This is a genomic window from Geodermatophilus sp. SYSU D00766 (genome assembly GCF_054049915.1).
Map to the genome: position 1 here is coordinate 44819 of NZ_JBJGYI010000003.1, position 18550 is coordinate 63368.

An 18550-nucleotide genomic window follows, 5' to 3' on the forward strand; every position below is an offset into this window, starting at 1 on the left:
CCCCTCTCGTGCAGGCACAGGAAGCTCTCCGCACGTCTGCGGCGCGCGGACCCGGGAAGAGCTTCCTATGCCGCGGACCGGCGGGCACGCGCGACCCGGGTCGACGGGCCCGCCAGCCGGGTCCGCGGCCATCGGCCAGGATGACCGGGTGCGCACGGTCGAGGAACACCAGGCGGTGGTGGCCGCCCTGCTCGCGCCCCTCGGCGAGGAGGAGGTGCCGGTGGCCGCGGCGCACCGGCGCGTGCTCGCCCGCGACGTGCCCGCCGCCGTCCCGCTGCCCGGCTTCGACAACTCGGCGATGGACGGCTACGCCGCCCGCTCGGCGGACGTCGCGGCGCTCCCCGTCCGGCTCCCCGTCGCCGACGACATCCCGGCCGGCCGCACCGGCGTGCTCCCGCTCGCCCCGGGGACCGTGCAGCGGATCATGACCGGCGGGCTGCTGCCGCCCGGCGCCGACGTCGTCGTGCCCGTCGAGCTCACCGACGCCGCCACCGACGTCGTCGAGATCCGCGACGCCCCCACCGCCGGCACCCACCTGCGCCGGGCCGGGGAGGACATCACCGCCGGCACCGTGGCGCTGGAGGCCGGGAGCCCCCTCGGGGCCGCGCAGCTCGGCCTGGCCGCCGCCGTCGGGGCGCGCACGCTGTGGGTGCGCCGCCGGCCGCGGGTGCTGGTGCTGTCCACCGGCAGCGAGCTGGTGGAGCCGGGCGAGCCGCTGCTGCCCGGGCAGGTCTACGAGTCCAACTCGCTGCTGCTGTGCGCGGCGGTCGAGGACGCCGGCGGCACCGCCCGGCGGCTGCACTTCGTCCCCGACGACGTCGACCAGTTCCTCGCCACCGTGCGCGCCGAGCTGGCCGACGCCGACCTGCTGGTCACCAGCGGCGGGGTGAGCGCCGGTGCCTACGAGGTGGTCAAGGACGCCTTCGGCACGCTGGGCACCGTCGAGTTCGTCAAGGTGGCGATGCAGCCCGGCGGGCCGCAGGGCGCGGGCACCGTCGACGGCGTCCCGGTGGTGACGCTGCCGGGGAACCCGGTGAGCTCGTTCGTGTCCTTCGAGGTCTTCGTCCGCCCCGCCCTGCGCCGGGCGCTCGGCCACGCCGCCCCCGGCCGGCTGCGGGCGCCCGCCGAGCTCACCGCGCCGCTGCGTTCCCCTGCCGGGCGGCGGCAGTTCCTGCGCGGTCGCTACGACGCCGGCCGCGTCTCCCAGGTGGGCGGGCCCGGCTCGCACCTGGTCGCCCACCTCGCCCGGGCCAACTGCCTGGTCGTCGTCCCCGAGGACGTCACCGAGCTGCCCGCCGGCGCTGCGGTCGACGTCGTCCTGATCGAAGGAGCACTGCAGTGAGCGACCGGCTGACGCACGTCGACGAGACGGGCGCCGCCCGCATGGTCGACGTCTCCGCCAAGCCCGTCACCGCCCGCGAGGCCACCGCCGCCGGGCGGGTGCTGGTCAGCCCCGAGGTGGTGGCGCTGCTGCGCGGCGAGGGGGTCCCCAAGGGCGACGCGGTGGCCGTCGCGCGGATCGCCGGCATCGCCGGGGCCAAGCGGACGCCGGACCTCGTCCCGCTGTGCCACCCGATCGCGCTGCACGGCGTGACGGTGGACGTGACCGTCGCCGACGACGCCGTCGAGATCACCGCGACCGCGCGCACCGCCGACCGCACCGGCGTGGAGATGGAGGCGCTGACGTCGGTCGCCGTCGCCGGGCTCACGGTGATCGACATGGTCAAGGCCGTGGACCCGCGGGCCGCGATCACCGACGTGCGGCTGCTGGCCAAGTCCGGCGGCAGGAGCGGGGAGTGGCGGCGGTGACCCTCCCCGAGGGCGCGCGGGCCGTCGTCGTCACCGCCTCCAACCGGGCCTCGGCCGGCGTCTACGACGACCGCAGCGGGCAGGTGCTGGCCGAGGGGCTGCGCGAGCTCGGGTTCGCTGTGGAGGGGCCGCACGTGCGCCCCGACGACGTCGACGCGCTGGTCGCCGTCCTCCGCGAGGCGGTCGCGTCCGGGGCCGACGTCGTCCTCACCACCGGCGGCACCGGGCTGTCCCCCACCGACGTCACGCCCGAGGCCACCCGTGCGGTGGTCGAGCGGGACGCGCCGGGGCTGGCCGAGGCGGTGCGCCGCTACGGAGAGGGGGAGGTGCCGACGTCGGTGCTCTCCCGCGGCGTCGCCGGCACCGCGGGGCGGACGCTGATCGTCAACCTGCCCGGCTCGACCGGCGGCGTGCGCGACGGGCTGGCGGTGCTGGGGCCGCTCCTCCCCCACGTGGTGTCCCAGCTGCGCGGCGGCGACCACCCGCGGCCCTGAGCGTGTGCGCCGGCGCCGTGTTCCCGGCCCGGGAGCGCGGCGTGGGCGCACCCGCTCGGCGTCAGTCGGGCAGGACGAGGCGGTCGGAGCGGGTGTAGACGTTGCAGCCGTCGCCGCGCAGGAAGCCGACCAGCGTGATGCCCACGTCGGCGGCCAGCTCCACCGCCAGCGACGACGGCGCCGACACCGCGGCCAGCACCGGGATCCCGGCCATCGCCGCCTTCTGGGTCAGCTCGAAGCTCGCCCGCCCGCTGACCATGAGCACGTGCCCGGACAGCGGCAGCCGGCCCGCGCGCACCGCGTCGCCGACCACCTTGTCCACCGCGTTGTGCCGCCCGACGTCCTCGCGCAGCGCCACCAGCTCACCGTCGGCGGTGAACAGCCCCGCGGCGTGCAGCCCGCCGGTCCTGCTGAACACCTCCTGCGCCGCGCGCAGCCGGTCGGGCATCGCCAGCAGGGTCGCCAGCTCCAGCCGGGTGGCGTCGGCGGCGACGTCGTGGCGGGTGCGGGTGCGGATCGCGTCGATGCTCGCCTTGCCGCAGACGCCGCAGGAGCTCGAGGTGAGGAAGTTCCGGTCCAGCGCGGTGGCCGGCGCCTCGACGCCGGCGGCCAGGTCGACGTCGACGACGTTGTAGGTGTTGCGGCCCTCGTCGTCGACGGAGTTGCAGTAGCGCAACCCGGCGACGTCCTCGACTCCCCCGATGACCCCCTCGGTGGCCAGGAAGCCGTGCACCAGGTCGAAGTCCGCGCCGGGCGTGCGCATGGTGACCGCCAGCGGCGTGCCGTCCAGCCGGATCTCCAGCGGCTCCTCCGCGGCCACCGTGTCGGGCCGGGTGGTGCGCACGGGGCCCCGGATGCGCAGCACGGGGGTGCGGCTGGTGACTCGTCCCACGATCAGCGACGGTACCCAGGCCCGACCCCTACGGTCGCTCCGTGACCGCAGCGGACCCGCTCCCGCCCTACGCGGCGGTGGTGCTCGCCGGCGGCCGCGCGGCCCGGCTCGGCGGCCGGGCCAAGCCGCAGCTGCTGGTCGGCGGCCGCACGATGCTGGCCGCCGTGCTCGACGCCGTCGCCGACGCCGGCCCGCGGGTCGTCGTCGGCCCACCGCAGCCGGTGCCCGACGACGTCGTCGTGGTGCGCGAGCAGCCGCCCGGCGGCGGCCCGGTCGCCGCGATGCGCACCGGCGTCGCCGCCGTCGACACCGACGTGGTCGCGGTCCTCGCCGGCGACCTGCCGTTCGTGACCCCCGCGCTGGTCCGGGAGCTGCGCGGGCTGCTCACCGGCGACGGCGTCCTCGTCGTCGACGACGCCGGCCGCGACCAGTACCTGCTGGGGATCTGGCGGACGGCGGCGCTGCGGCGCGCCCTCGCCGGCGCGCGCGGTCCCGTGCCGGTGCGCCGGGTGCTGGCCGCGCTGTCGGTCACCCGTCACCGGCCCGGCCGGCGGCCCGGCACGCCGCCGCCGTGGACCGACTGCGACACCCCCGCCGACCTCGCCCGTGCCCGCGCGGCCGCCGGCGAACTGGGCTGGGGGTGACCGCGCCCGCCGGAGGGTGGTAGGACGGCGCCATGCGCGTCGCCATCGCCGGTGCCCACGGACAGGTCGCCCGCCGCCTCGGCCGGCTGCTGAGCGGCCGCGGGGACACCGTGGTCGGGATCGTCCGCAACCCCGACCACGCCGCCGACCTGGAGTCCGACGGCGTCACGCCGGCCGTCCTGGACCTCGAGTCCGCCTCGGTCGACGAGGTCGCCGAGGCCGTGCGGGGAGCCGACGCCGTCGTCTTCGCCGCGGGCGCCGGCCCGGGCAGCGGCGCGGCCCGCAAGCACACCGTCGACCACGCCGCCGCGGTGCTGCTCGCCGACGCCGCCGAGCGCGCCGGCGTCCGCCGCTACCTGCTGGTGTCCTCGATGGGCGTCGAGCAGGCCCGGCAGGGGACGCCGAAGGGCATGGACCCCGTCTTCGCCACCTACCTGCAGGCCAAGCTGCGCGCCGAGGACGTGATCCTGCCGCGCACCGCGCTGGACACGGTGATCCTGCGGCCGGGACGGCTCACCGACGACCCCGGCACCGGGCGGGTCACCCTCGACCACGGCGTCGAGCCCGGCGACGTCCCGCGCGACGACGTCGCCGCCGTCCTGGTCGCACTGCTCGACTCCGGGAAGACCGACGAGGTGGTCGAGCTCGTCGGCGGCTCGACGCCGATCGAGGAGGCCGTCGCGGCGCTGCCGTGACTCAGCTGCGCAGCGCGCGGGTGACCTGCACGCGGGCCGCCAGGTCGGCGTCGGCCGGGTAGTCGACGCGCAGCAGCGTCAGCCCGCCGGGCGGGGCGACGGCGACCTCGTCGGCGCGCCGGGCCCGGGTCAGCAGGGCGGCCGGCCACCCGGGCTCGCGGCGGCCCTCACCGACGGCGAGCAGCGCCCCCACGAGGCTGCGCACCATCGAGTGGCAGAAGGCGTCGGCGGAGGCCTCGACGGTCACCACGTCGCCGTCGCGGGCCACGCCCAGCGCCAGGAGCGTGCGGATGGTGGTCGCGCCCTCGCGGCGACGGCAGAACGCGGCGAAGTCGTGCCGGCCGAGCAGCAGCGCGGCGGCCACGTCCATGGCACCGGCGTCGAGGCGCCGCGGCCAGCCCACCGTGTCGGCCCGGCGCAGCGGCGACGGGCCGCCGTCGGCGTCGGTGAGGCGGTAGGCGTAGTGCCGGGCCAGCGCGGCGAAGCGGGCGTCGAAGCCCGGCGGCGCCTCGGTGACGGCGCGGACGGCGACGTCGGGCGGCAGGACGCCGCGCAGCCGGCGGACCAGGCGCCCGGCCTGCGCGACCCACGCGTCCCGCGGCACGTCGGCGTGGGCGACCTGCCCGGTCGCGTGCACGCCGGTGTCGGTGCGGCCGGCGACGGTCAGGTGCACCGGCGTGCGCAGCACCGTCGTCAGGCCGGCCTCGAGCTCGGCCTGCACGGTGCGCCGCCCGGGCTGGCGGGCCCAGCCGGAGAAGCCGGTGCCGTCGTAGGCGAGGTCGAGGCGGAGACGGACGAGCCCGCCACCGGTGTCGGTGGCGGGCTCGTCCGTCGGGTGGTGGCTGCTCAGCGAGCGCTCACCGGGGGTCGGGCGCGGACTCGCCGCCCGGCGAGAGCGTGCCGGAGGTGGCCGCGTCGCCCAGCTCGGCGGCCTCGATCTCCGCGGCGGCCGCGCGGGCCACGTCCGGCGGCAGCGTCGGGTCGTCGACGACCGCGGCGTTCTCCCGCTGCGGCTCCGGCCGGACGTCGCTGTCGTCCTGGCGGTCGCCGTCGGGGCTGAACACGTCGGTGACGACCTGCTGCGCCTCGGGGTCGACCTCGCCGGCGGTCACGGCCGGGGAGGTGTCGCCCCCGGGGCCGGTGGTCTCGCCGGCGAACGTCGCGCCCTGGTCACCGCCGCTGGCGGGGACGCCGACGGCGCCGGCGTTGCCGCCCTCGCCGGGGCGCTCCGCGCTGGTCACCGGGTGCCGCCGGGGGCCGCGCCGTCGCCCGGGGTCTCGGCGTCGCCGGGAGTCTCGGCGTCGGCGGCGACGGTCTCGGTGGCGTCGGCGGTGGCCGCGTCGTCGGCGTCGGTGGCCTCGGCCCCGCCCTCGGCGGCAGCCACGGCCTCGTTCTCCGACGCGAGGGTGTCCGACTCCTCGGTGGTGTCCGCGTCGGCGCTCGGGGTGTCGGCGTCGGCGGCCTCGATGGCGTCGGCGGTGACCTCACCGGAGGCCGACGCCGCGCCGGCACCGGAGGCGAAGCGGGTGCCGCGGGCGCGCTCGGCCTCGCCGACGGCCTGCTGCGCGACGGTCAGCGCCTCGACCAGCTCGATGACGGCCATGGGCGCGTTGTCGCCCTTGCGCGGGCCGACCTTGGTGATGCGGGTGTAGCCGCCCGGCCGGTTCTCGAAGCGGGGGCCGATCTCGGCGAACAGGTGGTGGACGACGTCCTTGTCCCGGATGACCGTCATGACCTGACGGCGGGCGTGCAGGTCACCGCGCTTGGCGAAGGTCACCAGCTTCTCGGCGAACGGACGCAGCCGCTTGGCCTTGGCCTCGGTGGTGGTGATCCGCCCGTGCTCGAACAGCGAGGTGGCCAGGTTGGCCAGCATCAGCCGCTCGTGCGAGGGGGACCCGCCGAGACGGGGGCCCTTGGTGGGGGTGGGCATGTCGGTCCTTCCTCAGGCGGCCGGGCGGGCGCTGCCGGCTGCGTCCAGGTGCTGCTGTGCGTTCGTGCTCGGTGTGGCGGGGCCCGGTGTGGTGGCCGGGGAGCCCTCGGCCGGGCGGTGGGGTACCCCGCGCCGCCCGGCCGGTGCAGCGTCAGAGCTGCTCGGTCTCCTGGTAGGAGCCGTCGTCGTACTGGACCTGCCCGTACTCGGTGCCGTACTCGCTGGTGCCGTGGTAGGCGTCGGTCTCGTAGCCCTCGTCGTAGCTCTCGACGGAGGTCGGGATGAACCCGGGCGGGCTGTCCTTGAGCGCGAGGCCCATGGCCGCCAGCTTCATCTTGACCTCGTCGATCGACTTGGCCCCGAAGTTGCGGATGTCGAGCAGGTCGGCCTCGGAGCGGGTGACGAGCTCGCCGACGGTGTGCACGCCCTCGCGCTTGAGGCAGTTGTAGGACCGGACGGTGAGGTCCATGTCCTCGATCGGCATCGAGAAGTTGGCGATGTCGGCGGCCTCGGCCGGGCTGGGGCCGACCTCGATGCCCTCGGCGTCGACGTTCAGCTCGCGCAGCAGGCCGAACAGCTCGACCAGCGTGGAGCCGGCGGAGGCGATGGCGTCGCGCGGGGCGATCGACGGCTTGGTCTCGACGTCGACGACGAGGCGGTCGAAGTCGGTGCGCTGCTCGACGCGGGTGGCCTCGACGGCGTAGGTGACCTTGAGGACCGGCGAGTAGATCGAGTCGACCGGGATGCGGCCGATCTCCTGGCCGGGCTGCTTGTTCTGCGGGGCGGGCACGTAGCCGCGGCCGCGCTCGACGACGAGCTCGATCTCCAGCCGGCCCTTGCCGTTGAGGGTGGCGATGTGCAGGTCGGGGTTGTGCACCTCGACACCGGCCGGGGGCGCGATGTCGGCGGCGGTGACCTCACCGGGGCCCTGCTTGCGCAGGTACATGGTCACCGGCTCGTCGGAGTCGGAGCTGACGACCAGGCCCTTGAGGTTGAGGATGATCTCGGTGACGTCCTCCTTGACCCCGGGCACGGTCGTGAACTCGTGCAGGGTGCCCTCGATCCGGATGCTGGTCACGGCAGCACCGGGGATCGACGACAGGAGGGTGCGGCGCAGGGAGTTGCCGAGGGTGTAGCCGAAGCCGGGCTCCAGCGGCTCGATGACGAACCGCGAGCGCTGCTCGGTGAGGGTCTCCTCGGTCAGCGTGGGTCGCTGTGCGATGAGCACGGTGGATCTCCTTCACTGTCCTCCGGCGCCCGCCATATGACGCCGTGAGGGGGGTGGTGCAGGCCCCGGCGGACATCGGTCCGCCCGCCGGGGCCGGGTGGTGCTGTCGTGCTGGTGGTGCTGCGAGCCCTTACTTGGAGTAGAGCTCGACGATCAGCTGCTCCTGGACCGGGGTGTCGATCACCTGGCGGGCCGGGACGCTGTGGACGACGGCGCGCAGCTGGCCGCTGATGACCTCCAGCCACGGCGGCACGGGCCGCTCGCCGGCGCGGGCCTGGGCGATCTCGAAGGGCACCATCCGCCGCGACTTCTCGGCGACCTCGATGATGTCGTTCGCGCTCACCCGGTAGGACGGGATGTCGACCTTGCGGCCGTTGACCCGGATGTGGCCGTGCTTGACCAGCTGGCGGGCCATGTCGCGGCTCTCGCCCCAGCCGGCCCGGTACACGACGTTGTCCAGGCGGGACTCGAGGATCTGCAGCAGGACCTCCCCGGTCTTGCCGGTCTTGCGGTTGGCCTCCTCGTAGTAGCCGCGGAACTGCTTCTCGAGGACGCCGTAGATGCGGCGGGCCTTCTGCTTCTCGCGCAGCTGCAGGAGGTACTCGCTGTCCTTGCTGCGGCCCCGGCCGTGCTCGCCCGGCGGGTAGGGCCGGATCTCGATCGGGCACTTCGGGGACTCGCACTTGCTGCCCTTGAGGAACAGCTTCATCTTCTCGCGCCGGCACATCCGGCAGTCGGCTCCGGCGTAACGGGCCACGTCAGGTACTCCTCGTTCGTCTCGTCAGTGGCCGGTCAGACCCGGCGGCGCTTCTTGGGGCGGCAGCCGTTGTGCGGCTGCGGGGTCACGTCCTGGATCTGCCCGACCTCGAGGCCGGTGGCCTGCAGCGAGCGGATCGCCGTCTCACGGCCGGAGCCGGGGCCCTTCACGAAGACGTCGACCTTGCGCATGCCGTGCTCCTGGGCCTTGCGCGCGGCGTTCTCGGCGGCCATCTGGGCGGCGAACGGCGTCGACTTGCGCGAGCCCTTGAAGCCCACGTGGCCGGCGGAGGCCCAGCTGATCACGTTGCCGGTCGGGTCGGTGATCGACACGATCGTGTTGTTGAACGTGCTCTTGATGTGCGCGGCGCCGTGGGCGACGTTCTTCTTCTCCTTGCGGCGGACCTTCTTGGCGCCGGCCGCGGCACGAGCCCTGGGAGGCATCTCTCTCCGGTTTCCTTCTGATCAGTGGCCAGGTGCAGCACGTCGCGCGCCGTCGCTCCCGCCCTCACGGGTCGCTGCGACGGCGCGCTGACGGCCTTACTTCTTGCCGGCCTTCTTCTTGCCGGCGATGGTCTTGCGCGGGCCCTTGCTCGAGCGCGCGTTGGTGCGGGTGCGCTGACCGTGCACCGGCAGGCCGCGGCGGTGCCGCAGACCCTGGTAGGCGCCGATCTCGATCTTGCGGCGGATGTCCGCGGCCACCTCGCGGCGGAGGTCACCCTCGACGCGGAAGTGCTCGTCGATGTAGTCGCGCAGCTTCAGCAGGTCCTCGTCGCCGAGGTCCTTGACGCGCAGGTCCGGGCTGACACCGGTCGCCGCCAGGGTCTCCTTGGCGTGCGCCTTGCCGATCCCGTAGATGTAGGTGAGCGCGATCTCCATCCGCTTCTCGCGGGGCAGGTCGACGCCGGCCAGTCGTGCCATGTCTCAGGTACTCCCTCAGCCCTGCCGCTGCTTGTGGCGGGCGTTGTCGCAGATGACCATGACCCGGCCGTGCCGGCGGATCACCTTGCACTTGTCGCAGATCTTCTTCACCGACGGCTGGACCTTCACCTGTGCCGCCCCTCATTCCTGTCGATCGATGGCCGCCCGCACGGCACCGGGAGGTGCCCCGCGTCGGCGGCGGTCACTTGTAGCGGTAGACGATGCGACCGCGTGTCAGGTCGTAGGGCGAGAGCTCCACGACGACGCGGTCCTCCGGCAGGATGCGGATGTAGTGCTGGCGCATCTTGCCGCTGATGTGGGCGAGCACCCGGTGCCCGTTCTGCAGCTCGACCCGGAACATCGCGTTGGGCAGCGGCTCGACGACGCGACCCTCGACCTCGATGGCCCCGTCCTTCTTCGCCATGCCCGACACGGCCTCCCTGACTCGGTGGTGCTGGTGGTGTGGTGCTGGAGTCGCGTGCGACCATGCCGGGGCCGGCAGGTCGCGCGCGGTGGTTGCAGACCAGGTGGTGCAGGCGCTCTCGCGAGGGCGCCCCGCGCCGTGCGGCCACAGCACGACGACAGAGCGGCGCGAACGCCGTCGTTCACTGTACCCCGCTGCGACGGACCGCTCCAACCCGGCCTCGGTCACAGCGGAGACCCGGCGGAGGGTCCTCCCTCAGGTGCGGGGCGTGATCCCGAAGGGGGCCAGCCCCGCGACGCCGCCGTCCTCCGCCGTCAGGACCCAGGGCCCCTCGGGGGTGATGGCGACGGTGTGCTCGAAGTGCGCGGCCCGTGACCCGTCCTTGGTGACCACGGTCCAGCCGTCGTCGAGCTCGACGGTGGCGGGGTCGCCCACGGTCACCATCGGCTCGATGGCGAGCGCCAGGCCGGGCACCAGCCGGGGACCGCGACCGGGCCGGCCGTAGTTGAGGACGTGCGGGTCCTGGTGCATCTCGGTGCCGATCCCGTGGCCGCCGTAGTGGTCGACGATGCCGTAGGGGTGCGACTCCGCGGTGATCGCCTGCTCGACGGCGGCGCTGATGTCGGTGAGCCGGCCGCCGGCGACCGCCCGGGCCAGCCCCGCCCACATGCTCCGCTCGGTGACGGCGATGAGCGCGGCGTCCTCGGCCGACGGCGGGCCGACCGTCACGGTGACGGCGGAGTCCCCGTGCCAGCCGTCGAGGATGGCACCGCAGTCGATGGAGATGTTGTCGCCCTCGGCGAGCACCCGCCCCGGGTCCGGGATGCCGTGCACGACCTCGTCGTTGATCGAGGCGCAGATGCTGCCGGTGAAGCCGTGGTAGCCCAGGAACGAGGGAACCGCCCCGGCCGACCGGATGGTGTCCTCGGCGATGGCGTCGAGCTCACCGGTGGTCACGCCCGGCCGGACGGCGGCGCGCACGGCGCCGATCGCCCTCGCGACGACGAGGCCGGCGCCGCGCATGAGCTCGATCTCCTGCGGCGTCTTGATCTGGATCATGCGTCCACTCCACTTCGCCAGCAGCGGGAGGCGGGTCAGGATCCCGGCCGACATGCGCGGCGCCGCCCCTCAGCTGTGGTCAGACCGTCCGGGCTGCCCGAGTGCGGTCATCACGCGCGCGGTGACCTCCTCGATGGTGCCGATCGCGTCGATGCGCGACAGCAGCCCCTCGCCGTCGTAGAACCCCGACAGCGGTGCGGTCTGTTCCCGGTAGACCTCCAGCCGGTGCCGGACGGTCTCGGGCCGGTCGTCGTCGCGCTGCACCCACTCCCCGCCGACGAGCATCCGCCGGCCGGAGAGCCGGCGCACCAGCTCCTCCTCCTCGACGACGAGCTCGATCACGCGGTCGAGGTGGTGGCCGAGCTCGTCGAGCGAGCCGCGCAGCTGCTCGGCCTGGGCGATGGTGCGGGGGAAGCCGTCGAGCAGGAAGCCCGCCTTGGCGTCGGGCTCGGCCAGCCGGTCCTTGACCATGGCGACGGTGATCTCGTCGGGGACGAGGTCGCCGGCGTCCATGTAGACCTTGGCCTCGAGCCCCAGCTCCGTCTGGCCGCTGACGTTGGCGCGGAAGATGTCGCCGGTGGAGATCGCCGGCACGCCGAGCTCGCCGGCGATGATCTGCGCCTGGGTCCCCTTGCCGGCTCCCGGAGGGCCGAGCAGCACGATGCGCACTACTTCAGGAACCCTTCGTAGTTGCGCTGGTTGAGCTGCGTCTCGATCTGCTTGACCGTCTCCAAGCCCACTCCCACCATGATCAGCACTGCCGTCCCGCCGAACGGGAAGTTCTGGTTCGCCCCCTGCTGGGTGATCGACAGGAAGAAGTTGGGCAGCACCGCGACGATACCGAGGTAGATCGACCCGGGCAGGGTGATCCGGGACAGCACGTACTGCAGGTACTCGGCCGTGGGTCGGCCGGGGCGGATGCCGGGGATGAAGCCGCCGTAGCGCTTCATGTCGTCGGCCCGCTCCTCGGGGTTGAAGGTGATCGACACGTAGAAGTACGTGAAGAACACGATCAGGCCGAAGTACAGGGCCACGTGCACCGCGTTGCTCTGGTCGATGACGTAGTTCTCGAAGAACTGGCGCACCGGGCCGGTCTCGTCGCCCTGCAGCTGGGTGATCAGCTGCGGCAGGTAGAGCAGCGACGAGGCGAAGATGACCGGGATGACGCCGGCCTGGTTGACCTTCAGCGGCAGGTAGGTCGACGTCCCGCCGTACATCCGGCGGCCGACCATGCGCTTGGCGTACTGGACCGGGATGCGCCGTTGCGCCTGTTCGACGTAGACCACCGCGCCGATGATCAGCAGCGCGAACGCGCAGACGACGGCGAAGACGACGCCGCCGCGGGTCTGCAGGATCGAACCGCCCTCGGCCGGGATGCGCGCGGCGATCGAGGTGAAGATCAGCACGGACATGCCGTTGCCGATCCCCTTCTCGGTGAGCAGCTCGCCGAGCCACATGATCACGGCGGTACCGGCGGTCAGCGTGATGACCAGGACGACCGTCGTCCAGACGCTCTCCGACGGGATGATGTCCTGCTGGCAGCCCGGGAAGAGCTGGCCGCTGCGGGCCAGGGCGATGATGCCGGTGCTCTGCAGCACCGCCAGGGCGATCGTGAGGTAGCGGGTGTACTGGGTCAGCTTCTGCTGCCCCGACTGCCCTTCCTTCTTCAGCTGCTCGAACCGCGGGATGACCACCACCAGCAGCTGCACGATGATGCTGGCGGTGATGTACGGCATGATCCCGAGCGCGAAGATCGACAGCCGCAGCAGCGCCCCACCGGAGAACAGGTTCACCAGCGAGTAGACGTCGCGCTGACTGCCGGCCTGCGCCTGCTCGAGACAGCTGTTGATCGCCTCCACCGAGACGCCCGGCCCCGGGACGGCGGCACCGAGCCGGTACACGGCGATGATCGCCAGGGAGAACAGCAACTTTCGCCGGAGGTCTGGCGTCCGGAACGCCGCGGCGAACGCCTGCAGCACGTGCCCTCCCCTTATCGGTCGGACGAGGTTAGCAACGACGGAGGGCCGCCCTGCGCCCCACCACGCGGGAGTCCGCGGCGGGGGCGCTGCAGCGAGGCGGCGGCCGGCCCGTCGGGAGGACGGGCGGGGAACAGCAGACGACCCCCGGGGCTGGTGGTGCGGCCCCGGGGGTCGTCCGTCGTTCAGATGCGGGTGGTGCTGCCCCCGGCGGCGGCGATCTTCTCCGCGGCGGAGGCGGAGAAGGCGTGCGCGTGCACGGTGACCTGGACGCCGCCCAGCTCACCGGTGCCGAGGACCTTCACCGGCCGGCCGCGGCGGACCGCGCCGGCGTCGGCGAGCGTGTCGGGGTCGACGTGCCCGCCCTGGGGGAACAGGGCCGCGATCCGGTCGAGGTTGACGACCTGGAACACGACCTTGTTCGGGTTCTTGAAGCCGGACATCTTGGGCAGCCGCATGTGCAGCGGCGTCTGACCGCCCTCGAAGCGCGCGGAGGTGTTGCCGCGCGCGCCGGTGCCCTTGGTGCCGCGACCGGCGGTCTTGCCCTTGGAGCCCTCACCACGGCCGACGCGCGTCTTGGGGGTGTGGGCGCCCGGGGCCGGACGCAGGTGGTGGATCTTGATGGTCATGAGGGGTCCCTGCTCAGATCTCTTCGACGGCGACGAGGTGCGTCACCGCGGCGACCATCCCGCGGATCTCGGGACGGTCCTCCTGCACGACCGTGTCGTTGATCCGCTTGAGGCCCAGCGAGCGCAGCGTCTGCCGCTGGTTGGGCTTCGTGCCGATCGCCGACCGGACCTGGGTGACCTTCAGCTGCGCCATGTCAGACCCCCTGACCGGCACGCGCCCGCAGCATGGCGGCCGGGGCGACGTCCTCGAGGGGCAGCCCACGACGGGCGGCGATCTCCTCGGGGCGGACGAGGTCCTTCAGCGCCTGCATGGTGGCGTGCACGATGTTGATCGGGTTCGACGAGCCGAGGCTCTTGGACAGCACGTCGTGGATGCCGGCGCACTCCAGGACGGCGCGCACCGGACCACCGGCGATGACACCGGTACCGGGGCTGGCCGGCTTGAGCAGCACGACGCCGGCCGCCGCCTCACCCTGCACCGGGTGCGGGATGGTGCTGGCGATGCGCGGCACCTTGTAGAAGTGCTTCTTGGCCTCCTCGACGCCCTTGGCGATCGCCGCGGGCACCTCCTTGGCCTTGCCGTAGCCGACACCCACGGTGCCGTCGCCGTCGCCGACGATCACCAGCGCGGTGAAGCTGAAGCGCCGGCCGCCCTTGACGACCTTCGAGACGCGGTTGATGGCCACCACGCGCTCGATGTAGTTGCTCTTCTCGGCGGGTGCGCCACCGGGCCCCCGCCCGCCGTCACGACGGTCGCGGCGGTCGTTGCCGCCGCCGGCGCCGCCGCCGCGTCGCTGTGGTCCTGGCATCAGACGTCCCTCTCGATCTGCTCGTCGGCCGGGGCACCGGCCGCCTTCGGGGTCAGGCTCTTCATCAGAAGTCCAGCCCGCCCTCACGTGCGCCGTCGGCCAGCGCGGCGATGCGGCCCTGGTAGCGGTTGCCGCCGCGGTCGAAGACGACCTTGGTGATGCCCGCGGCCTGGGCGCGCTCGGCGACCAGGGCGCCGACCCGGCGGGCCAGGGCGGACTTGTCGCCCTCGGCGCCGCGGAGGCTGGCGTCCAGCGTCGAGGCACTCACCAGGGTACGGCCGACGGTGTCGTCGACGACCTGGACGTGGATGTGCCGCGAGCTGCGGTTGACCACCATGCGCGGCCGCTCGGCGGTGCCGCCGACCCGCTTGCGCAGCCGGTTGTGGCGGCGCAGCCGCGAGACGCGGCGGCGCGTGCTGATGTCGGTGCCGACGGGCGCGTGCGCCCGGGCCACCTTCGCCCCGCTCTGTGAACTGGTCTGTGCCATCACTTACCCGTCTTCCCGACCTTGCGCTTGACGACCTCGCCCTGGTAGCGGACGCCCTTGCCCTTGTACGGGTCAGGCCGGCGCAGCTTGCGGATGTTGGCGGCCACCTGGCCGACCTGCTGCTTGTCGATGCCGGTGACGCGCAGGCGCGTGGGCGACTCGACCGTGAAGCTGATGCCCTCCGGGGCCCGCACGGGGACCGGGTGGCTGTAGCCGAGGGCGAACTCGAGGTCGGTCCCCCGGGCCTGCACGCGGTAGCCCACGCCGACGATCTCGAGGGTCTTGGTGTAGCCCTCGGTGACACCGGTGATCATGTTGGCGATCAGGGTGCGGGACAGGCCGTGCAGGGCCTTGCTCTCGCGCTGGTCGTCGGGGCGGGTGACGGCCAGGACGCCGTCCTCGCCGCGGGCGACGGTGATCGGCGCGGCGACGGTGTGGGACAGGGTGCCCTTGGGGCCCGTGACGTTGACCGTCTGCCCGTCGATGGCGACGTCCACGCCGCTCGGCACCGGAATCGGCAGTCGTCCGATCCGTGACATCTCGCTCGCTCCTCTTACCAGACGTAGGCGAGGACTTCCCCGCCCACGCCCTTCTTGGTCGCCTGCCGGTCGGTCAGCAGCCCGGTGGAGGTGGAGATGATGGCCACCCCGAGGCCGCCGAGCACCTTCGGCAGGGCGTTCGACTTCGCGTAGACCCGCAGGCCCGGCTTGGACACCCGGCGCACGCCGGCGATGCTGCGCTCGCGGTTGGGGCCGTACTTCAGGTCGACCACCAGCTCCTTGCGGGTGGTGCCGTCCTGCTCGACCTCGTCGACGCGCCAGCCGGCGATGTAGCCCTCCTGCTGGAGGATCTCGGCGATGTGCGTCTTGAGCTTCGACGAGGGCATGCGCGCCGAGTCGTGGTAGGCCGTGTTCGCGTTGCGCAGCCGCGTGAGCATGTCCGCGATCGGGTCGGTCATCGTCATGGGTGTCGTGCCTCTCTCGCCGCGGTTCCGCACGCGTCCCTCGCGTGGGCCTCTCGGCGATCCATAAGTGGTGACGTGCTGGAACGGCCCCGCTGCAGGGTCCCGCGCCGAGCGTGCGAGGCGTGGGGGGCAGCGGGGTCCTTCACCAGCTGGACTTGCTCACACCCGGCAGCTCGCCGGCGTGGGCCATCTCCCGCAGGCAGATCCGGCACAGGCCGAACTTGCGGAAGACCGAGTGCGGTCGACCGCACCGCTGGCAGCGGGTGTAACCGCGGACCGCGAACTTGGGCTTGCGGGCCGCCTTGTTGATCAGCGCCTTCTTGGCCATCTGTCTGTCTCCTCGGCCCGGCTCAGCGGATGGTGGTGACGACGGGCTGGCCGGCGAACGGGAAGCCCAGGAGGCGCAGCAGCTCGCGACCCTCCTCGTCGTTGGTCGCGGTGGTGACCAGCGTGATGTCCATGCCCCGCGGACGGTCGATCTTGTCGACGTCGATCTCGCGGAACATCGACTGCTCGGTCAGCCCGAAGGTGTAGTTGCCGTGCCCGTCGAACTGCTTGGCGTTCAGGCCGCGGAAGTCGCGGATGCGGGGCAGGGCCAGCGCCAGGAGCCGGTCGAGGAACTCCCACATGCGGTCGCCGCGGAGGGTGACCTTGGCACCGATGGGCATGCCCTCGCGCAGCTTGAACTGGGCGATCGACTTGCGGGCGCGGACCACGGCCGGCCGCTGGCCGGTGATGGCGGTCAGGTCGCGCACCGCGCCGTCCATGAGCTTGGCGTCGCGGGTGGCCTCGCCGACGCCCATGTTGACGACGATCTTCGTCAGCCGCGGGATCTGCATGACGTTCTCGTAGCCGTACTCCTGCTGGAGGGCCGGCACGATCGACTCGCGGTAGTGCGCCAGCAGGCGCGGGAGCTCGCGGGTGGGTGCAGTCATCGTCAGAGGTCCTTACCGGTCCGCCGCGACACCCGGATGGTGCGGCCGTCCTCGTCCTTGCGGTGGCCGACCCGGGTCGGCGTCCCCTCGGAGTCGATCACCATCACGTTGCTCACGTGGATGGGAGCCTCCTGGGTCACGATCCCGCCCTGCTGGGCGCCCCGCTGGTTGGAGCTGATGCGGGTGTGCTTCTTGATGCGGCCGACGCCCTCGACGAGGACCTTCTGCAGCTGGGGGTAGGCGGCGATGACCCGGCCCCGCGCGCCCTTGTCCTTGCCGGCCAGGACGACGACCGTGTCGCCCTTCTTGACCTTCATGGAGGGGGCCTTCTTCTTGGTGTCGGTCTTCTTGGTGGCGGCCATGGTCAGAGCACCTCCGGGGCCAGCGAGATGATCCGCATGAAGCGCTTGTCGCGCAGCTCGCGGCCCACGGGGCCGAAGATGCGGGTCCCGCGCGGGTCGCCGCTGTCGCGGATGATCACCGCGGCGTTCTCGTCGAAGCGGATGTAGGAGCCGTCGGGACGCCGACGCTCCTTGGCGGTGCGGACCACGACGGCCTTGACGACGTCGCCGCGCTTGACGCCGGCACCCGGCAGCGCGTCCTTGACGGTCGCCACGATGACGTCACCGATGCCCGCGTAGCGTCGCCCGGAGCCGCCGAGCACCCGGATGCAGAGGATCTCCTTCGCACCCGTGTTGTCGGCGACCCGCAGCCGCGACTCCTGCTGGATCACGTGCTACTCCCAATCTCGGTGGTGACAGCCGGGCCGGAACGGTGAACCGGCTGTCCGGTTCCCACGTGCGGACGCACCGGCAGCGGATGGCTGCCGGTGCGTCCGACACGGGTACCGGGATGTGGCGCTCACCCGGAGGGGCGCCAGTCGTCCAGGGTACCCGGTCCCCGGACGTCCCACGAGGGGCCGTCCGTCACAGGACAGGGACGCCCGGACCCCTTACTTCGCCTTCTCGACGACCTCGACCAGTCGCCACCGCTTGGTGGCCGACAGCGGCCGGGTCTCCATGATCTGCACGCGGTCGCCGATGCCGGCGATCCCCTGCTCGTCGTGGGCCTTCAGCTTGCTGGTCCGGCGGATGACCTTGCCGTAGAGGCCGTGCTTCACGCGGTCCTCGACCTCGACGACGATGGTCTTGTCCATCTTGTCGCTGACCACGAGGCCCTCGCGGACCTTGCGGTACCCGCGGCCGGCCAGGCCGGGACCGCTGGCGACGGCGGTGTTGTCGGGCTCGCTCATGCCACACCCTCGTTCGGGGCGGCCGAGAGACCCAGCTCGCGCTCGCGCATGATCGTGTAGATCCGGGCGATGTCGCGGCGGACGGTCTGCAGCCGCCGGTTGTTGTCCAGCTGGCCGGTGGCCACCTGGAACCTCAGGTTGAACAGCTCTTCCTTGTGCTCACGCAGCCGCGTGGCGAGCTCGTCGGCCGAGAGCTCGCGCAGCTCCGGAGCGGTCAGACCGGCAGCCATCACACCTCTCCTTCACGCGTGATGAAGCGGCACTTCATGGGCAGCTTGTGGATGGCGCGGCGCATGGCCTCGCGGGCCACCGGCTCGGCCACACCGGAGAGCTCGAAGAGCACCCGGCCGGGCTTCACGTTGGCGACCCACCACTCGGGCGAGCCCTTGCCGGAACCCATGCGGGTCTCGGCCGGCTTCTTGGTGAGCGGACGGTCCGGGTAGATCGAGATCCACACCTTGCCGCCACGGCGGATGTGCCGCGTCATGGCGATACGGGCCGACTCGATCTGCCGGTTCGTGACGTACGCCGGCTCGAGGGCCTGGATGGCGTACTCGCCGAAGTTGATCTGGGTGCCGCCCTTGGCCCGGCCGGTGCGGTCGGGGTGGTGCTGCTTGCGGTGCTTGACGCGCCGGGGGATCAGCAC

The 18550-nt window shown here is 73.0% G+C and carries 31 protein-coding genes; 5 read left to right on the top strand and 26 right to left on the bottom strand.

The features are described 5' to 3' along the window. Positions 1-148 precede the first annotated feature (148 nt). From moeA to ACI8AD_RS03720, 3 genes are read left to right on the top strand one after another with little or no spacing between them, the layout of a single operon-like run. Complete coding sequence (gene moeA, locus ACI8AD_RS03710; protein WP_456869208.1) at positions 149-1342, top strand: molybdopterin molybdotransferase MoeA; 1194 nt, start codon at positions 149-151, stop codon at positions 1340-1342. Continuing rightward, positions 1339-1809, top strand: coding sequence for a cyclic pyranopterin monophosphate synthase MoaC (moaC, locus tag ACI8AD_RS03715; RefSeq protein ID WP_456869209.1), 471 nt, complete (start codon positions 1339-1341; stop codon positions 1807-1809). Before moeA ends, moaC begins: the two co-directional genes overlap by 4 nt. Next, positions 1797-2303, top strand: a complete 507-nt coding sequence (locus ACI8AD_RS03720; protein WP_456869210.1) for a MogA/MoaB family molybdenum cofactor biosynthesis protein — start codon at positions 1797-1799, stop codon at positions 2301-2303. The genes moaC and ACI8AD_RS03720 overlap by 13 nt, the downstream gene beginning before the upstream one ends. Before the next feature lie 61 nt (positions 2304-2364). Here ACI8AD_RS03720 and fdhD read toward each other — a convergent pair whose 3' ends face one another. Then, positions 2365-3195 (bottom strand): formate dehydrogenase accessory sulfurtransferase FdhD, encoded by an 831-nt coding sequence (gene fdhD / locus ACI8AD_RS03725; RefSeq protein WP_456869211.1) that lies wholly within the window; start codon positions 3193-3195, stop codon positions 2365-2367. 41 nt (positions 3196-3236) lie between these two features. On the opposite strand from fdhD, the gene mobA reads away from it, so the two are divergent. Further along, positions 3237-3839 (top strand): molybdenum cofactor guanylyltransferase, encoded by a 603-nt coding sequence (gene mobA / locus ACI8AD_RS03730; RefSeq protein WP_456869212.1) that lies wholly within the window; start codon positions 3237-3239, stop codon positions 3837-3839. Positions 3840-3871: 32 nt separating this feature from the next. Continuing rightward, entirely contained in the window at positions 3872-4534 is a 663-nt protein-coding gene (locus ACI8AD_RS03735) for an NAD(P)-binding oxidoreductase (protein ID WP_456869213.1), read from the top strand. 1 nt (position 4535) lies between these two features. On the opposite strand, the gene truA is transcribed toward ACI8AD_RS03735, so the two are convergent. From truA to rplP, 25 genes are all read right to left on the bottom strand, one after another. Further along, positions 4536-5384: a tRNA pseudouridine(38-40) synthase TruA gene (gene truA, locus ACI8AD_RS03740; protein ID WP_456869426.1), complete on the bottom strand. Its 849-nt coding sequence runs from the start codon at positions 5382-5384 to the stop codon at positions 4536-4538. A gap of 7 nt (positions 5385-5391) precedes the next feature. Then, positions 5392-5775, bottom strand: a complete 384-nt coding sequence (locus ACI8AD_RS03745) for a hypothetical protein (protein WP_456869214.1) — start codon at positions 5773-5775, stop codon at positions 5392-5394. Then, a complete protein-coding gene (rplQ, locus tag ACI8AD_RS03750; RefSeq protein ID WP_456869215.1) occupies positions 5772-6464 on the bottom strand; it encodes a 50S ribosomal protein L17 in 693 nt (230 codons plus the stop codon). The genes ACI8AD_RS03745 and rplQ overlap by 4 nt, the downstream gene beginning before the upstream one ends. A 151-nt stretch (positions 6465-6615) precedes the next feature. After that, entirely contained in the window at positions 6616-7692 is a 1077-nt protein-coding gene (locus tag ACI8AD_RS03755; protein WP_456869216.1) for a DNA-directed RNA polymerase subunit alpha, read from the bottom strand. A 130-nt stretch (positions 7693-7822) separates the two neighbouring features. After that, positions 7823-8449 carry a 30S ribosomal protein S4 gene (rpsD, locus tag ACI8AD_RS03760; protein WP_089402122.1) on the bottom strand — a complete coding sequence of 209 codons (627 nt, stop codon included), beginning with the start codon at positions 8447-8449 and terminating at the stop codon, positions 7823-7825. Positions 8450-8484: 35 nt separating this feature from the next. Continuing rightward, positions 8485-8892, bottom strand: a complete 408-nt coding sequence (rpsK, locus tag ACI8AD_RS03765) for a 30S ribosomal protein S11 (RefSeq protein WP_012950456.1) — start codon at positions 8890-8892, stop codon at positions 8485-8487. A 96-nt stretch (positions 8893-8988) separates the two neighbouring features. Then, positions 8989-9369, bottom strand: coding sequence for a 30S ribosomal protein S13 (gene rpsM / locus ACI8AD_RS03770; RefSeq protein WP_089402121.1), 381 nt, complete (start codon positions 9367-9369; stop codon positions 8989-8991). Positions 9370-9384: 15 nt separating this feature from the next. Continuing rightward, entirely contained in the window at positions 9385-9498 is a 114-nt protein-coding gene (gene rpmJ / locus ACI8AD_RS03775; protein ID WP_012950458.1) for a 50S ribosomal protein L36, read from the bottom strand. 73 nt (positions 9499-9571) lie between these two features. Next, the gene (gene infA / locus ACI8AD_RS03780; protein ID WP_012950459.1) at positions 9572-9793 is read right to left on the bottom strand and encodes a translation initiation factor IF-1; all 222 of its coding nucleotides are present in this window, start codon (positions 9791-9793) and stop codon (positions 9572-9574) included. Between the two features lie 255 nt (positions 9794-10048). After that, positions 10049-10852, bottom strand: a complete 804-nt coding sequence (map, locus tag ACI8AD_RS03785) for a type I methionyl aminopeptidase (RefSeq protein WP_456869217.1) — start codon at positions 10850-10852, stop codon at positions 10049-10051. 69 nt (positions 10853-10921) lie between these two features. Further along, the gene (locus tag ACI8AD_RS03790; protein ID WP_456869218.1) at positions 10922-11521 is read right to left on the bottom strand and encodes an adenylate kinase; all 600 of its coding nucleotides are present in this window, start codon (positions 11519-11521) and stop codon (positions 10922-10924) included. Next, positions 11521-12831: a preprotein translocase subunit SecY gene (secY, locus tag ACI8AD_RS03795; protein ID WP_456869219.1), complete on the bottom strand. Its 1311-nt coding sequence runs from the start codon at positions 12829-12831 to the stop codon at positions 11521-11523. Before secY ends, ACI8AD_RS03790 begins: the two co-directional genes overlap by 1 nt. A 182-nt stretch (positions 12832-13013) precedes the next feature. After that, positions 13014-13457, bottom strand: a complete 444-nt coding sequence (rplO, locus tag ACI8AD_RS03800; protein WP_456869220.1) for a 50S ribosomal protein L15 — start codon at positions 13455-13457, stop codon at positions 13014-13016. 13 nt (positions 13458-13470) lie between these two features. Further along, positions 13471-13650 (bottom strand): 50S ribosomal protein L30, encoded by a 180-nt coding sequence (gene rpmD, locus ACI8AD_RS03805; RefSeq protein WP_089402117.1) that lies wholly within the window; start codon positions 13648-13650, stop codon positions 13471-13473. A gap of 1 nt (position 13651) precedes the next feature. Further along, positions 13652-14266 carry a 30S ribosomal protein S5 gene (rpsE, locus tag ACI8AD_RS03810; RefSeq protein ID WP_026857030.1) on the bottom strand — a complete coding sequence of 205 codons (615 nt, stop codon included), beginning with the start codon at positions 14264-14266 and terminating at the stop codon, positions 13652-13654. A gap of 64 nt (positions 14267-14330) precedes the next feature. Next, positions 14331-14753, bottom strand: a complete 423-nt coding sequence (gene rplR, locus ACI8AD_RS03815) for a 50S ribosomal protein L18 (RefSeq protein ID WP_456869221.1) — start codon at positions 14751-14753, stop codon at positions 14331-14333. Continuing rightward, positions 14753-15292 (bottom strand): 50S ribosomal protein L6, encoded by a 540-nt coding sequence (gene rplF, locus ACI8AD_RS03820; protein WP_456869222.1) that lies wholly within the window; start codon positions 15290-15292, stop codon positions 14753-14755. Before rplF ends, rplR begins: the two co-directional genes overlap by 1 nt. A 14-nt stretch (positions 15293-15306) precedes the next feature. After that, entirely contained in the window at positions 15307-15711 is a 405-nt protein-coding gene (gene rpsH / locus ACI8AD_RS03825; RefSeq protein WP_456869223.1) for a 30S ribosomal protein S8, read from the bottom strand. A 148-nt stretch (positions 15712-15859) separates the two neighbouring features. Further along, positions 15860-16045, bottom strand: a complete 186-nt coding sequence (locus ACI8AD_RS03830; RefSeq protein WP_012950469.1) for a type Z 30S ribosomal protein S14 — start codon at positions 16043-16045, stop codon at positions 15860-15862. A 22-nt stretch (positions 16046-16067) separates the two neighbouring features. After that, positions 16068-16652 carry a 50S ribosomal protein L5 gene (rplE, locus tag ACI8AD_RS03835; protein WP_456869224.1) on the bottom strand — a complete coding sequence of 195 codons (585 nt, stop codon included), beginning with the start codon at positions 16650-16652 and terminating at the stop codon, positions 16068-16070. 2 nt (positions 16653-16654) lie between these two features. Next, entirely contained in the window at positions 16655-17014 is a 360-nt protein-coding gene (gene rplX, locus ACI8AD_RS03840) for a 50S ribosomal protein L24 (protein WP_425432444.1), read from the bottom strand. A gap of 2 nt (positions 17015-17016) precedes the next feature. Further along, complete coding sequence (gene rplN, locus ACI8AD_RS03845) at positions 17017-17385, bottom strand: 50S ribosomal protein L14 (protein ID WP_072919076.1); 369 nt, start codon at positions 17383-17385, stop codon at positions 17017-17019. A 219-nt stretch (positions 17386-17604) separates the two neighbouring features. Then, positions 17605-17904 (bottom strand): 30S ribosomal protein S17, encoded by a 300-nt coding sequence (gene rpsQ, locus ACI8AD_RS03850; RefSeq protein ID WP_456869225.1) that lies wholly within the window; start codon positions 17902-17904, stop codon positions 17605-17607. Then, positions 17901-18134 carry a 50S ribosomal protein L29 gene (gene rpmC, locus ACI8AD_RS03855; RefSeq protein WP_073421354.1) on the bottom strand — a complete coding sequence of 78 codons (234 nt, stop codon included), beginning with the start codon at positions 18132-18134 and terminating at the stop codon, positions 17901-17903. The genes rpsQ and rpmC overlap by 4 nt, the downstream gene beginning before the upstream one ends. Next, positions 18134-18550, bottom strand: coding sequence for a 50S ribosomal protein L16 (gene rplP / locus ACI8AD_RS03860; RefSeq protein WP_456869226.1), 417 nt, complete (start codon positions 18548-18550; stop codon positions 18134-18136). Before rplP ends, rpmC begins: the two co-directional genes overlap by 1 nt.